At 37.2% G+C, this 12,711-nt stretch carries 11 protein-coding genes, 1 tRNA gene and 6 pseudogenes; 7 read left to right on the forward strand and 11 right to left on the reverse strand.

The features are described from left to right. Positions 1 to 332, forward strand: a 332-nt coding sequence (locus ACFIKE_RS05600) for an outer membrane protein (protein ID WP_375648610.1), incomplete at its 5' end; no start/stop codon positions are given. 326 nt (positions 333 to 658) lie between these two features. Here ACFIKE_RS05600 and ACFIKE_RS05605 read toward each other — a convergent pair. Then, positions 659 to 1,019, reverse strand: a pseudogene (locus ACFIKE_RS05605) (hypothetical protein); the annotation flags it as partial. A gap of 177 nt (positions 1,020 to 1,196) precedes the next feature. Here ACFIKE_RS05605 and ACFIKE_RS05610 point away from each other — a divergent pair. Beyond that, positions 1,197 to 1,390 (forward strand): annotated as a pseudogene (locus ACFIKE_RS05610) (hypothetical protein); the annotation flags it as partial. A gap of 6 nt (positions 1,391 to 1,396) precedes the next feature. Further along, positions 1,397 to 1,697, forward strand: a pseudogene (locus ACFIKE_RS05615) (BrnA antitoxin family protein). 51 nt (positions 1,698 to 1,748) lie between these two features. On the opposite strand, the pseudogene ACFIKE_RS05620 reads toward ACFIKE_RS05615, so the two are convergent. Beyond that, positions 1,749 to 2,278 (reverse strand): annotated as a pseudogene (locus tag ACFIKE_RS05620) (antA/AntB antirepressor family protein). Positions 2,279 to 2,337: 59 nt separating this feature from the next. Between ACFIKE_RS05620 and ACFIKE_RS05625 the strand changes: the two are divergent. The 3 genes and pseudogenes from ACFIKE_RS05625 to ACFIKE_RS05635 all read left to right on the forward strand — a co-directional run bounded on the left by ACFIKE_RS05625 (position 2,338) and on the right by ACFIKE_RS05635 (position 3,521). Continuing rightward, entirely contained in the window at positions 2,338 to 2,622 is a 285-nt protein-coding gene (locus ACFIKE_RS05625; RefSeq protein ID WP_375648611.1) for a hypothetical protein, read from the forward strand. Between the two features lie 37 nt (positions 2,623 to 2,659). Next, positions 2,660 to 3,248 (forward strand): annotated as a pseudogene (locus ACFIKE_RS05630) (lambda exonuclease family protein). A 68-nt stretch (positions 3,249 to 3,316) separates the two neighbouring features. Further along, positions 3,317 to 3,521 (forward strand): annotated as a pseudogene (locus ACFIKE_RS05635) (helix-turn-helix transcriptional regulator). A gap of 99 nt (positions 3,522 to 3,620) precedes the next feature. Here ACFIKE_RS05635 and ACFIKE_RS05640 read toward each other — a convergent pair. From ACFIKE_RS05640 to rpmH, 8 genes are all read right to left on the reverse strand, one after another. Beyond that, positions 3,621 to 3,705: transfer RNA gene (locus ACFIKE_RS05640), tRNA-Leu, on the reverse strand. A gap of 112 nt (positions 3,706 to 3,817) precedes the next feature. Beyond that, on the reverse strand, positions 3,818 to 4,438 hold the full coding sequence (locus ACFIKE_RS05645; protein ID WP_375627231.1) for a 2,3-bisphosphoglycerate-dependent phosphoglycerate mutase: 621 nt from the start codon (positions 4,436 to 4,438) through the stop codon (positions 3,818 to 3,820). 28 nt (positions 4,439 to 4,466) lie between these two features. Then, the gene (gene dapB, locus ACFIKE_RS05650; protein WP_375626501.1) at positions 4,467 to 5,279 is read right to left on the reverse strand and encodes a 4-hydroxy-tetrahydrodipicolinate reductase; all 813 of its coding nucleotides are present in this window, start codon (positions 5,277 to 5,279) and stop codon (positions 4,467 to 4,469) included. A gap of 1,039 nt (positions 5,280 to 6,318) precedes the next feature. Further along, positions 6,319 to 7,011 carry a glutathione S-transferase family protein gene (locus ACFIKE_RS05655; protein WP_208439566.1) on the reverse strand — a complete coding sequence of 231 codons (693 nt, stop codon included), beginning with the start codon at positions 7,009 to 7,011 and terminating at the stop codon, positions 6,319 to 6,321. Between the two features lie 138 nt (positions 7,012 to 7,149). Further along, positions 7,150 to 7,794, reverse strand: coding sequence for a ribosome biogenesis GTP-binding protein YihA/YsxC (gene yihA, locus ACFIKE_RS05660; protein ID WP_375648612.1), 645 nt, complete (start codon positions 7,792 to 7,794; stop codon positions 7,150 to 7,152). Then, positions 7,791 to 9,629 (reverse strand): membrane protein insertase YidC, encoded by a 1,839-nt coding sequence (yidC, locus tag ACFIKE_RS05665; protein WP_375648613.1) that lies wholly within the window; start codon positions 9,627 to 9,629, stop codon positions 7,791 to 7,793. The genes yihA and yidC overlap by 4 nt, the downstream gene beginning before the upstream one ends. Beyond that, complete coding sequence (gene rnpA / locus ACFIKE_RS05670; protein ID WP_015856278.1) at positions 9,619 to 10,011, reverse strand: ribonuclease P protein component; 393 nt, start codon at positions 10,009 to 10,011, stop codon at positions 9,619 to 9,621. The genes yidC and rnpA overlap by 11 nt, the downstream gene beginning before the upstream one ends. A gap of 117 nt (positions 10,012 to 10,128) precedes the next feature. Continuing rightward, positions 10,129 to 10,263 carry a 50S ribosomal protein L34 gene (gene rpmH / locus ACFIKE_RS05675; RefSeq protein WP_005864709.1) on the reverse strand — a complete coding sequence of 45 codons (135 nt, stop codon included), beginning with the start codon at positions 10,261 to 10,263 and terminating at the stop codon, positions 10,129 to 10,131. A gap of 636 nt (positions 10,264 to 10,899) precedes the next feature. Between rpmH and ACFIKE_RS05680 the strand changes: the two genes are divergently transcribed. After that, positions 10,900 to 11,961: an Mrp/NBP35 family ATP-binding protein gene (locus tag ACFIKE_RS05680; RefSeq protein WP_375626510.1), complete on the forward strand. Its 1,062-nt coding sequence runs from the start codon at positions 10,900 to 10,902 to the stop codon at positions 11,959 to 11,961. Positions 11,962 to 12,357: 396 nt separating this feature from the next. Here the strand turns inward: ACFIKE_RS05680 and ACFIKE_RS05685 are convergent. Next, a partial coding sequence (locus ACFIKE_RS05685; protein WP_375648614.1) for a pyrroline-5-carboxylate reductase dimerization domain-containing protein occupies positions 12,358 to 12,711 on the reverse strand: 354 nt, incomplete at its 5' end.

The raw sequence follows: 12,711 nt of genomic DNA on the forward strand, positions 1-12,711 counted from the left end.
AACAAAAATGGACAGGTGCTACACGGGTGCGTGTTGGGTTTTCTGCGGGGCGTGTGATGCCTTATATTGCTGGTGGTATTGCTTATGGACAGTTTCAGGATATTTTGTCGACAGTAATTACGGGAGGTGAGCCCTTTAGTAGGACATCGGATGCAACAAAAACGATGATTGGTTATACTCTCGGTGGTGGTGTTGATTTTGCAATGACAGATCATCTTGTTGTGCGTGCGGAGTATCGTTACTCAGATTTTGGTAAAAAGAAATTTAAAGACGAGATTGAAGTTAAGTATAAGACGAATGATTTTCGCGCAGGAATAGCTTACAAATTCTAGTTTTGTAGGATAAAGGAGCTTAAATTTAAAAGGTTCTATCTCTTTGATAGGGCCTTTATTTTTTAAATGGTATGCATTGTAAATGCTATTTTATAGTGAAGAAAGGGTCTTTGATTTTGAGTGATGATGAGGATATAAGAAAGAATTATTTAAATTCTTAATTGTTAAGAATAAAAATTCTTTGGTTCACAAGGTATAGTTAAAATATTTATTTGCAAAGAAGGAATGATTCGTTTTTTGTATTATTGCGGTTATCACATGATAATATCGTTATAGCGTTAAAAAAGTAAACTTAAAGATAGTTTTTCTATCTAAACAATTAGAAAATGAAGAAAATTCAACATGGCATTACGGTGCGCTCTTCCAAACTCACGGGCTGCTCTCTTTACTTCTTCACGGTCAACGGTTGTTTCGCGTAGTCGTTCAAGTGCAATTTTTTCGCTTTCAAGCGGAACTTGCATCTGCTCCAGTGTCTATTTTGTATTCATTGGCTCCATCTGTGGAGGCTTGTTTTATCTTTGTCTGTGGTTGTCCATCAGGCGCTAAAAGTGAAGCAGGGCGCTTTGTTGGATTCTCATTCCATATGGCTATTGCAAGAGCTTCATTGATAGAACCATCTTCAAAAAGAGCCTCATCAAATTTGCCTGTTTTAAATCGTGAAACAACCGTATTAGGAGAGACACGCATCTTTTTCACAAACGCACGAACCGATATGCTATGCCGTTTTTTTTATTCATAGTTTCTCTATTTTAAATGGTTTGTGCGAATTATTGTACACTTTAATTTTATTGATGGTGTGATATTTTTCGTGTACATAAAAGTATATGAAGATAGTGTAGGATGGACCAATAAAGAGCTTTAAACATTGATAAACATAAGCTTGATTTTGCTGATGTTATTTACTTTGACTGGGAACATGCTCTTATTGATGCACAAATTCAAATCGCATGAGGGCTATTGGACATTTTTCTGATGGCATCGTAGTTGTTGTTTTTGCAAAGCTTGGCAATGAAGCGGTGTCGATTATCAATTTTCCTCAAGAGAATAAGAAAGAGAGGTTTTCAATGACTAAAAAAACCTTTGGAACAGGATGTGGCTACACAAAAGAAGATTGGGACGCTGTGGATTCCCCACCACTAACAGATGAAGAACTTGTAGGCCTAAAGCCAGCTAAAGAAGTTTTACCTGCTTCTTTTTTTTATATGTAGCACAAGAACGCCGCAAATATGGGCGTCTACCAGTTGAATCTCCCAAATAGGCGGTTACTTTATTTCTTGACCAAAACGTTATTGCCTCTTTGTAAGAAACCGGGGAGAGACTGGCGCGTGCGTATGGGGAAGTCTTAAAAAAGCAAGTGGTATCTAAACCAACCACCTCCTCATTTTTGAGAAAGAGGAGGGGATTTCTGTTTTTTACTTATGCAGCTTTCATGAAAGATCTTTTTAAGACCTGTTTTACTTCTTTAATGAGAGCTTTATAATGTTCAAGTTCTTTTTCGAGTCCATTTGCATCTAACAAACGTTTTATCATCAATCCTAAGATCTCTTCAACACCGGCAGGTTTTTTTAAACACTCATAAGAAAATAATTCATAATCAACAGATTGGCTTTTCAACTTGTTTTTTCGCATTCAATAAAATAGCGACATGTTTGACGTCCTTTCTTATTGCGTTTAACCATTGAGAACTCTTTTACTATATCTAATCTAAGGTGATAATTAATTGCTGTAACAGCCCTAGATTTTACGCTTCCCAATTTTGGGAACCGCAAATCTTGTGTTTTTATGAAATCTTTTCCTTCTTCAAATTCATACTGATTAATACGATCTGTAATCCAATTAGAAAAACGTTTTCCTATTCCAAAAAATGTGTGCAACTCGCGTGCGTTTACTGTTTGAACAGCTTCCGGATTAATAACCTGTTCTCTAATTTCTATAAGATTGTTCATAAAGAACTCCTTGTGTTTAGATGTTTTTGATTGACACTCAATAAAAGGAATATTTCCTTTTGATGCTACAGGGAGCAAAAATAACATCCAAGCGGTTGGTTCTACTCTCACCTACGCACGATGGAACAAGGCTTCTTTCAGGTATCTTTATTGAACAAATGAATGAGATCAGAGAATTAATAGAACAGACAAGATCGGATAAAAGTAAGCTTCTCTCTTTCATAGGAGTAAAAAACTTCACAGATATGTCTTATAAACAAGCACAAACTGCTTTGTTTTCTTTGAAAAAAAAGCAACGCGCGCAAATGAATAAAGCACAACAAGAGCAACAAACGGCGGTGTGAGATGGAGCAACGAACAGCAGAATAGTTTCAAGCACGCTTGGGTAAAGTCACCGCATCTAATGTCTACAGCGTACTCAGTAAGGCAGCAAAATGTTTGCTGAAAAGCAAATGTGAAGATTACAAAATGAAACTCATAATAAGAGCGCTTAACAGGGGAAATAAGCCAATCTCATACAACACCTGCTATGCAATGGGGCATTGAACATGAGGATGATACCTTGAAAGAATATGCATTCATTTATAATGTCGATATAATAGAATGTGGATTCATCCAACATCCTACAATAGAAATAGTTGATGCAAGTCCTGATGGGTTCATTGGAGAGGACGGTTTAATTGAAGTCAAATGTTCACAATCAACGACTCATCTTCGTTTTTTTGTATATGACGAAATCAAGCCAGAATATCACGTACAGATGCAATTCCAAATGGCATGCACCGGACGCAAATGGTGTGATTTCATGGACTATAATCCAAACTTTGTAGGTAAATCTACTGGTTTGAGAATGAAAATCAAACGCATCCTCCATGATGAGAAACACATTGAAGAGATTAATAAAACTGTTGAAACCTTCTTAGCGGAAATAGAACAAGAGATGCACAAGATTTTGACAAAAGCCGCTTAAACCTATGGGGGTGCTTCCCCCAACACCCCCGCCCATTTAATTAATATAAAAAAGAGAAAGGCAATGAGATGATACTTGATGATGGAGATAGATATGTAACAACCCGTGAATGTGCAAAGCTTTTTAGTGTATCCACAACCACAATTTGTAATTGGGTATTTCAAAGGGGTATTTCCAGAACTATATAAGCTAGGTAGAGCAGTGAGGTGGAGAAAGAAAGAGATCTTAACCGTCACTCCAAAGAAAAATAAGGAGAAAATAGGAGTAAATTAGGTAAAGTTGTATAAACCGTATAAGGTGGTCTAAAAGCTGGTCTGAAAATGGCTATTTAAAGAAAAAATCTATATATTTCAATATGTTTAATAAATAAAATGGTGCCCAAAAGAGGACTCGAACCTCCACGCCTTGCGGCACAGGTACCTGAAACCTGCGCGTCTACCAATTCCGCCATCTGGGCTCATAAAATTGATCTAAGCGTATGAAGCAATTCTGTCAATGAAATTATAGAATTTATTTTTTTAGCTTAAAACGATTGAATTGATTTTTTGGGAGATCATGATTTTAGAAGTTTAAGGTGCGAGGACTGTCTTCGATAAAATTGTTGAATCCGGACTAAATGTATAAATAATAGGAATGCCGGTTGCTAATTCTTGAGATATAATTTCCTCACCGGAGAGACCTTCAAGCGCCATAATAAGAGCACGAAGAGAGTTTCCATGCGCTGCGATCAAAACAGTTTGGGAGCGCAAAATATGAGGCTGGATGTGGTAAAGATAATAAGGCCAGATGCGCGCACCGGTGTCGCGTAGGCTTTCTCCATTCGGGGGCGCAATCGTATAAGAGCGGCGCCACATTTGCACTTGCTCTTGTCCCCATTGTTGGCGTACTTCATCTTTATTTAAACCAGAAAGATCACCATAATTACGTTCATTTAATGCGGGATTTTTTATCACTTCTAAATCTGATTGTCCCATTTGCTCTAAAATGTGCTGAGCCGTTTTTTGAGCACGCTGTAAGGCAGATGTATAAGCGATATCAAACTTCAAACCATATTCTTTCAGTTTTTTTCCTGCTTCTATCGCTTCTGCATGACCTTTTTCTGTTAAATCGGGATCTTTCCAACCGGTAAAAAGGTTTTTGAGATTCCATTCACTTTGTCCATGACGAATTAGTACAAGTATGCGTTCCATTATGAATTGCCTCTATTCTATTGATTGTTTAAAATTCATCGTTCAATCCCAAAACATCGAGCATTGAATAAAGACCGTTTTCATGATTTTTTGCCCACAAAGCTGCTTTTAATGCGCCATTGGCAAAGATAGAGCGTTCTTGCGCTGTATGTGAAAGAACAATGCGCTCATGGGAACCGGCAAAAATGACACTGTGTTCTCCAACAACTGTTCCACCACGTGAACAAGAAAAGCCAATGGAGCCTTTTTCGCGTTTACCTATATAACCATTGCGTTCGTTGACACGCACATTTTTAAGCGTAACATTGCGCCCTTCAGCTGCTGCTTGGCCAAGAAGAAGGGCTGTTCCAGAAGGGGCGTCAACTTTGTTCGCGTGATGCATTTCATAAACTTCGATATCAAAATCATTGGCTTCTAATGCTTTAGCGGCTTTCTTTACAAGGTTGGCCAAAAGATTTATTCCAAGGCTCATATTTCCGGATTTGACAATTGTTGTATATTTCGCAAAATCTGCAATTTTTTCTTCTTCTGTTTTGCTAAATCCTGTGGTGCCAATAATATGGACAAGGCTTTTTTGAGCAGCGTAGTTAGCATAAAGAATACTGGCTTCTGGTTGAGAAAAATCTAAAATACCTTCTGTGTTAGAAAAGGCATTTTCAGGATCGTCAGTAATGCCAATCCCAAGAGAATCTGAACCAATTAAGGCACTGGCATCTTTTCCTACAAACGGTGAGCCTTTGCGTACAAGAACAGCACAAAGCTCTACATCTTTCCTCTGTTGGATTGCTGTAATGAGTTCACGTCCCATTCTCCCATTTGCACCAACAACTGTAAGGCGCATTCTTATCTCCTTATAATACTTCACTGTGCAGTATAGGCAAATTCTTGCCTTCTTTCCAATGGTTCTTTTTCTTTATAGGAAAAAAATTTTCCTGCTTTAATTTATCTTCTTGTGCTGTAAAACACTGTTGTTTAGAGCAAGTGATATAAGATTTACAAATTTAAATAGAGATGTTTTTCGTTAGAGTGTGTCATGAATATTCCTAAATAAGGTTTGCTTATGAAACCTAATGAAGATTGTGTATTACTTTACGCTTTTGTTTTTTTGTTCTTTAAGGGGGGCGTTCTTCATGCAAAACAAGATCTCCTGAACAAAATACACCTATGTTGTCAATTTATGCTTTTCTTTAATATTTTTTCACACACACAATTCCATGTGTGATGCTTAAGCAAGCGATATTGATTGTTTCAAATTTGATGAAGGTAATGAGAAAAAGGTATTTGGAATTGATGATTCAAGTTAAAAAAACGATCATTTAATCATTTTATATCAATATGTTATCCATTAATAAAATCACGTAAAAGGGGGTAGAAATAAGGGACCAACAAGAAGTTGAATTGTTTATACATGAGAATTGGTCGGATTCTTTATCTTTTAGGAAAGTCAGTTGAAAAAATTGTTATGTTGTAAAAACGCATGATGAGGCTTTGTTTGTTATAGAGAAAATAGTATATATGTTATGTAATGCGTTTTTTCATATATTGGGGAGAATGGAGGATAACATGTGTTAAGTATTGTTATTTTATTTGCCTAGCTTCCAGTGATGCTACAGCTCTTATATTTAAAGAGATTCTTTAAAGTCTTTTCTTAAATAATTTTTATTCCTGTGCTAATATTTTTGTGATACGTCAAGAAAGTGATTTTTTTCATGCATTATAAGGGGGATAAAATAAAAAAATATTATGGGGGGCTTATTCTCTGTTTAATATGATTCTAAATCAATGTATTATCGTATTGTTTATACGCATGCATAAAAATTCATAAGCCTATAAATATCCTTTAGATAGAATATCGTTTTTACTTTTTTTGTGGGAGAAGGCTAGAAATCAAGATCTGCATAGTGAGCACTTGCAACAATTCCGCGGACGCGATCTGTTAAAAGAGAACGAAAAGAAGGGCGTGATTTAATTCTCATATACCAGTCTTTGGCAGCAGGAGATTGTTCCCAGTCAATTTCCCCTAGAAAGTCAAGTACAGAAATAGAGGCTGCTGCTGCTAGGTCTGCATAGGACAAGGCAGAACCGACTAAGCTATCGCGAGAGGCACAGAGCCAGTTGAGATAGTTCATATGTGGTAAAATATTGGCACGTGCATTGCGTAAAATTTGTGAATTAGGAGCACCACCACCAATGGCAAGTGGCATTTCACGTTTATGGATTCGTTCTCGTACGATATGGCGCGTTGCTTCATTTTCGAATTTATTTAAGAACCAGTCATTGAGACGGCGTACTTCCGCACGATCTAAAGGATTTTCCGGAAAGAGCTTATTGTCTTGTCGTAAACTTCCATGTGTTTCGTCTAAATATTCGCAGATAACAAGAGGACCTGATAATGGAACCTCGTGTTCATCGAGAAAAACAGGAACATGACCAGCGGGATTGAGGGCTAGAAATTCGTGTCTTCTTGCCCATTCATATTCTTCAATCAGTTGAGTGGTTACACCATATTCCCCAAGAATGAGGCGTATGAAGCGCGAGGCAGCGGATAGGGGAGAGTGAAAAAGTGTCAGCATAATTTACACTATCAAATAGAGTTGATGAGAATTCTTTCAAGTAATCATTTTTATAAAGATGCTTGACTAGAAGTACAAGATCATTAGCAGCTGCTAGTAATTATAATTAATAAATTGTTAATAATAGCAATTGTTCTTTTATGCGATGGTTTGCAAAATGGCAGCACGTAATTCTTCTAAACCGAGAGCTTTTTCTGAAGAGGTTACAAGAAGCTCAGGATAAGCTGCCGGACGTTTGAGAAGCTTTGTTTGTGTGCTCATAATTAATTTTTCCAAGGCATTTGATTTGATTTTATCGCTTTTTGTCAAAACAATTTGATAAGAAACGGCTGCTTTATCAAGGAGAGCAAGAACATCTTCATCATTGTTTTTGATTCCGTGTCGTGAATCAATTAAGATATATACACGTTTTAATGTTGTGCGCCCCCGTAAATAGCTAAAAATCAAATTTGTCCACGCATCGACCAGATTTTTAGGAGCAGCAGCGAAACCATAACCAGGCATATCTACTAATGCTAGAGGGGGAAGATCTCCCAGCTGCCCACTGAAGCCATCGGGGACAAAATAATTAAGCTCTTGAGTCCGTCCTGGTGTATTTGAGGTGCGTGCTAAGCTTTTTTGTTGGACGAGAGCGTTTATTAAAGATGATTTTCCAACATTGGAACGTCCTGCAAATGCAATTTCTGGTGGTCCTTCAGGGGGGAGAAAGCGTATTGCTGGTACACCACGAATAAAAATCCAATTGCGAGAAAAAATTCCAGAAAGGGAAGAATCTATTGTCATTCATGCACTTCTTTTTTGGGTGATTTTCTCCACATGGTTTTCAGATTATCGAAAAGCTCAATTTTAACTCCTTGGCGCTTCATCATGATACCTTGCTGAATGATTGATAATATATTGTTCCATGCCCAATAGATAACGAGACCAACAGGAAAAGAGGCGAGCATAAAAGTAAAGACAACAGGCATCCATGTGAATATCATCGCTTGCGTTTGGTCTTGAGGAGCGGGATTCATACGCATTTGTAAAAACATCGTTATTCCCATAATCAAAGGCCATGCACCAATCATAAGGAATGTTGGAGTTGTATACGGTAAGAGACCAAACAAGTTAAAAAGAGAAGTTGGATCGGGTGCCGCTAAATCTTCAATCCAGCCAAAGAAAGGGGCATGGCGCATTTCAATGGTGATATAGAGAACTTTATAAAGAGCAAAGAATATTGGGAATTGAACCAACATTGGCCAACAACCAGCAAGGGGATTAATTTTTTCGGTTTTATATAGTTCTATTATTGCTTGTTGCTGCTTGGTTCTATCATCGGGATATTTTTCTTTTATTTCTAGCAACCGCGGTTGTAAAAGCTTCATGCGTGCCATAGATTTATAAGATTTATTGGCTAGAGGAAAAAGAAGAGTTTTTAAGAGCACCGTGACAAGAAGGATGGCGATACCAAAATTTCCTGTTTGTTTATAAAGGACATCAATGAGAGAAAACATTGGTTTGGTGATGAAATCAAACCAGCCCCAATCAATTAAAAGAGCAAACTTTTTGATTTTTAGGTCATTTTGATAGTTATTAATAATTTCAACTTGTTTTGCACCAGCAAAAAGCCGATTTGTAATAGTTTTTGTTTCATTTGGAGCAATCGTTAAAAGCGATCCTAGTAAGTCAGACTGATAATGCGTTTGCAAACGATCAAAATAAATAAAACGGCTTGTATATTCTTTATTTTGCGGGGGAATAACTGCTACAGCCCAATATTTATCGGTAATACCAATCCAACCTCCTGTTACTTTGGAGAAAGTCATGCTCTTTTGCCCATTATCAGGATTTGGATCAAGCTCTGCTAAGGTTTTATATTTTTCAGTTTTGAGCGAATCTCCTGCAATACCTATCATACCTTCATGAAGTAAATAGGTTGCATTTGTATGTTCTGGTGGTGCTGCACGTGCAACGCGGGCATAGGATGAGAGATATATTGGTTGATCACTTTCATTGCTGATAGAATCTTCAATGGTAAACATGAAATGATCATCAACAGAAAGAATACGCCGGAAGATCTGTCCTTGTCCATTATTATAAATTAAAGTGATAGGTGTTGAAGGAGTCAGGATTGTATTGTTTCCCTCTATTTGCCATTGTGTATCCGATTGTGGCAAAGCTTTTGCTGGTAAAGATGCACTTGCAAAACCAAATTCAGCAAGGTAGGTCGTTTTGAAACCCTTAGGATTCAGCAAATCGATTTCCGGTGATTTTTTATCGACTGTTAAACGATATTTTTTGAGGTGAAGATCATCAAATTGTGCACCAACAAGATTAATAGAGCCTTCCAGTTCATTGGTTTTGATCGCAATACGCTTTGTTTTGGCCAATACAGCTTTCCGGATTTCAGGTGTCATTGGCTGTTCGATGATAGATGTTGCTTGATGCGTTGAGGTATCGTCAGAAAAATTCGTCGTGGTAGTAGAAAGGGTTGATTGTTGTTTTGACAATTGCTGTGTGATGACTTGTTGTTTTTGTAACTTTGCTTGTTTAGGAGCAACATGAAGAAATTGCCATGCGATGAGCACTACGAAAGATAAGCCAATAGCGATAAAGAAATTGCGGTTATATTCCATCCGTACACCCTTGTTGTTGTTGCTGATGTTTTATTTTTGGTTTTATTCGCCGATTTAATTCACTAATTAAGGATGTAAAAGGCGCATGTAACGCATCACGATATGCTACAATGACATAGTCTGTTCCTGCTTCCATGTGGTTTGTTACACCAACTCTTACGGCTTCACGCAAGCGCCTTTTGATACGATTGCGTTTCACAGCATTACCGTTTTTACGGGTAACCGTGAAGCCTACACGTGCAACAAGAGAATCTTTTCTTTCTGTTGTTTGTTCACGAGATTTAACTTCGAGCAAAAATAAAGGACCACGCCGCTTTTCTCCTGTACGGACAGCCAAAAAGTCTGCTCTTTTGCGAATACGGCAGGGATGTTTTTTCTTCATAAAAGAACATTTCGCAATTTCACTAAATGCCTGCAAGCAGGCATTAGAGGTTCATAACAAAAGTTTCACAACGAAGAAATGGTGAGCAATCCTCAACGGTTGTGAAAATTTAAATGGTTAAGCAGAGAGCCGCTTACGTCCACGAGCACGTCTTGCAGCAATAACTTTACGTCCTCCAGCTGTAGCCATGCGTGCACGAAACCCATGGCGGCGTTTACGGACAAGTTTAGAGGGTTGGTAAGTACGTTTCATTTATTTAAATACCGCGGAGTGCGGCCCTTCTTAATCTTCGTTTTATGAGCAGTTATGCGCGAGATGAACGATTTTATCCTATCATACGGCTGTTAACCCATAAGGAAAAATATAAAAAAAGTCAATCTTAGATTGTTTTTCTCGCTCTTGAAAGAATACAAAACACCTTACAACCGTCTGTGATATTTTTTTACGATACTGTAAGAGTGTCAGAAATAACGATTGAGTCTACAGAAAATAAATGACTAGGGCGTTAAAGAATTAAAGAAAGTGTGACTGATTACTGTATACTCAATTTAAAGTATCCTTTAATATTAAAAAATTTTTTCAGTTTTTGTTTTTACAAAATTTTTATCAGAACATTCATTAAAGTGGTTGTAGAAAAATACGATTGATAGGATTTTATAGCAGATTTTATGTTTGAGATTCTTTATTTAAGGATGGTTTCATATTTTTAAAGAGAAAAGAGAAAAGAGAAAAGAGAAAAGAGAAAAGAGATAAGAGATAAGAGATAAGAGATAAGTAATTTATACTTTATAATTCTGAGTAAAGTAGAAAATTATCAGGTGATGAACCTGTAAGTATTTTTCGTTCTTATGCTTGTATTTGCTGGTATTTTTATAGAGAGGAAAGAACTTGGATTCTATTACAAGTGAGGCTGTCCGCAACGTATTACGTAAAATCAAAGGACCAGATCTTGAAAGCGATATTGTGTCGTTGGGGCTTCTTTCAGAAATATTGATTGCTGATGGTAAGGTTTTTTTTTCCATTACAGTTCCTGATGGAGGTGTGCAAGAATGGGAATCATTGCGTCGTTCTGCTGAAAAGATGGTATGTGCTTTGGAGGGAGTGGAATCTGTTGTTGTCACACTTACAGCAGAAAAAACAACAAAGGCAGCACCTAGACGGAGAGCAAATCTCTTACCGATCAAAATGCCCATAGAAGGTGTGCGGCATGTGATTGCTGTTGCTTCTGGAAAAGGAGGGGTCGGAAAATCGACAATGGCAATAAATATCGCCTTAGCTTTACAAGATTCTGGTTTCAAGACGGGGGTGATGGATGCTGATATTTATGGTCCATCTTTGCCGCGTTTGACAGGACTTGTTAATCAAAAACCACAGCTCATTGAAGAAAAAAAGATTCAACCTCTTGAAAAATTCGGACTTAAATTGATGTCGATGGGATTTTTGGTTGAGGAAGAAAAGCCGGTAGTATGGCGTGGTCCTATGGTTATGGCAGCGGTAACGCAATTGTTACGAGACGTTTTATGGGGACCTCTGGACGTTTTAGTCGTTGATATGCCGCCAGGTACAGGGGATGCACAACTAACGCTTGCACAACAGGTACAGTTAACAGGTGCGTTGGTTGTCTCTACGCCCCAAGATCTTGCTTTAGTGGATGCGCGTAAAGCAATAGAAATGTTTATGAAAGTCAATGTTCCTATTTTAGGAATTATTGAGAATATGAGTTATTTTATCGCTCCTGATACGGGAAAACGCTATGATATTTTTGGCTATGGTGGTGCACGGGCAGAAGCGGAACGTCGAGAAGTCCCTTTCTTAGCGGAAATACCGCTTGATGCAGCTTTACGATTTTTTTCAGATGAGGGGACCCCTATTTTTGTTGCTAAGCCTAGTAAAGAGCATACTAAACTGTATCGTAAAATTGTTGATCAAATAAAAAATCAACTTTTTTAAATGGATATTTGTTTGAGAAAGTTTATTAAAACACAATCATGGAAGACGTAAAAATAGTTGCTTCTTTGTAAGGGGAAGTTTTAATGTGTGAGTAGAGTATATAGGTTAAATAAACAAAAAATTATTCATGCGTTTGGATAACCTGAAGGGGACCCAAATTAGAAGAGATAGAACCATGAGGTAGAAAAAATATTGGTATTGAGGATAAAAGAAGAAGACAGAAAATAAAAATAATTTAGAAAAATTGTAAAAGGTTGTAAAAAATATTTTAAAAATCAATTCTCTTCATAAGATGATATCTTTTTCAGGTGTAAAAAGCATTTTTCGATATGAGTTTTCTTGATATAAATCTTCAACATTTAGCTCTTTCTTATTGAGATGATAAAAAAATGTTGGTCAAGTCTTTTTAGAAGCATTCATTTTTTGCAAAGTAGCCTCAAGAGCCGTTGTTAAAGCATTCCTTCCCCCTTGATGAGAAAAGTAATTTGACAAAAATTCATTTGTTCCACCCTTTGTTGAAAACTCTTTTTCAAGCAGTGCAAAATCGAGAAGTGCAGAACGATCAGTTGCTATAGTTTTACGCATTTCATCCGTAAGATTTCCAAACATCATGGTAAGGAATTCTGCTGATTGCTGGTTTTTTAACCCTTGTGTTATAAACCACTGATGGGCTGTTTCTATAAAATTAAAATATACTCCCATAAGTGAACCAGCTGTCATAAAAAGATTAAACTGCTCTTCCTTATCCAG

Origin of the sequence: Bartonella sp. MU70NMGDW (assembly GCF_042194085.1) — a bacterium.
GTDB classification, from domain to species: Bacteria; Pseudomonadota; Alphaproteobacteria; order Rhizobiales; family Rhizobiaceae; genus Bartonella; species Bartonella grahamii.

Bases quoted from the DNA above. Each gene is read 5' to 3' on its own strand.
- ACFIKE_RS05645 (WP_375627231.1), bottom strand. From the start codon at position 4,438: ATGGAACGCATACTTGTACTAATTCGTCATGGACAAAGTGAATGGAAT.
- dapB (WP_375626501.1), bottom strand. From the start codon at position 5,279: ATGCGCCTTACAGTTGTTGGTGCAAATGGGAGAATGGGACGTGAACTC.
- rnpA (WP_015856278.1), bottom strand. From the start codon at position 10,011: ATGAAGAAAAAACATCCCTGCCGTATTCGCAAAAGAGCAGACTTTTTG.
- yidC (WP_375648613.1), bottom strand. From the start codon at position 9,629: ATGGAATATAACCGCAATTTCTTTATCGCTATTGGCTTATCTTTCGTA.
- rpmH (WP_005864709.1), bottom strand. From the start codon at position 10,263: ATGAAACGTACTTACCAACCCTCTAAACTTGTCCGTAAACGCCGCCAT.
- ACFIKE_RS05655 (WP_208439566.1), bottom strand. From the start codon at position 7,011: ATGCTGACACTTTTTCACTCTCCCCTATCCGCTGCCTCGCGCTTCATA.
- yihA (WP_375648612.1), bottom strand. From the start codon at position 7,794: ATGACAATAGATTCTTCCCTTTCTGGAATTTTTTCTCGCAATTGGATT.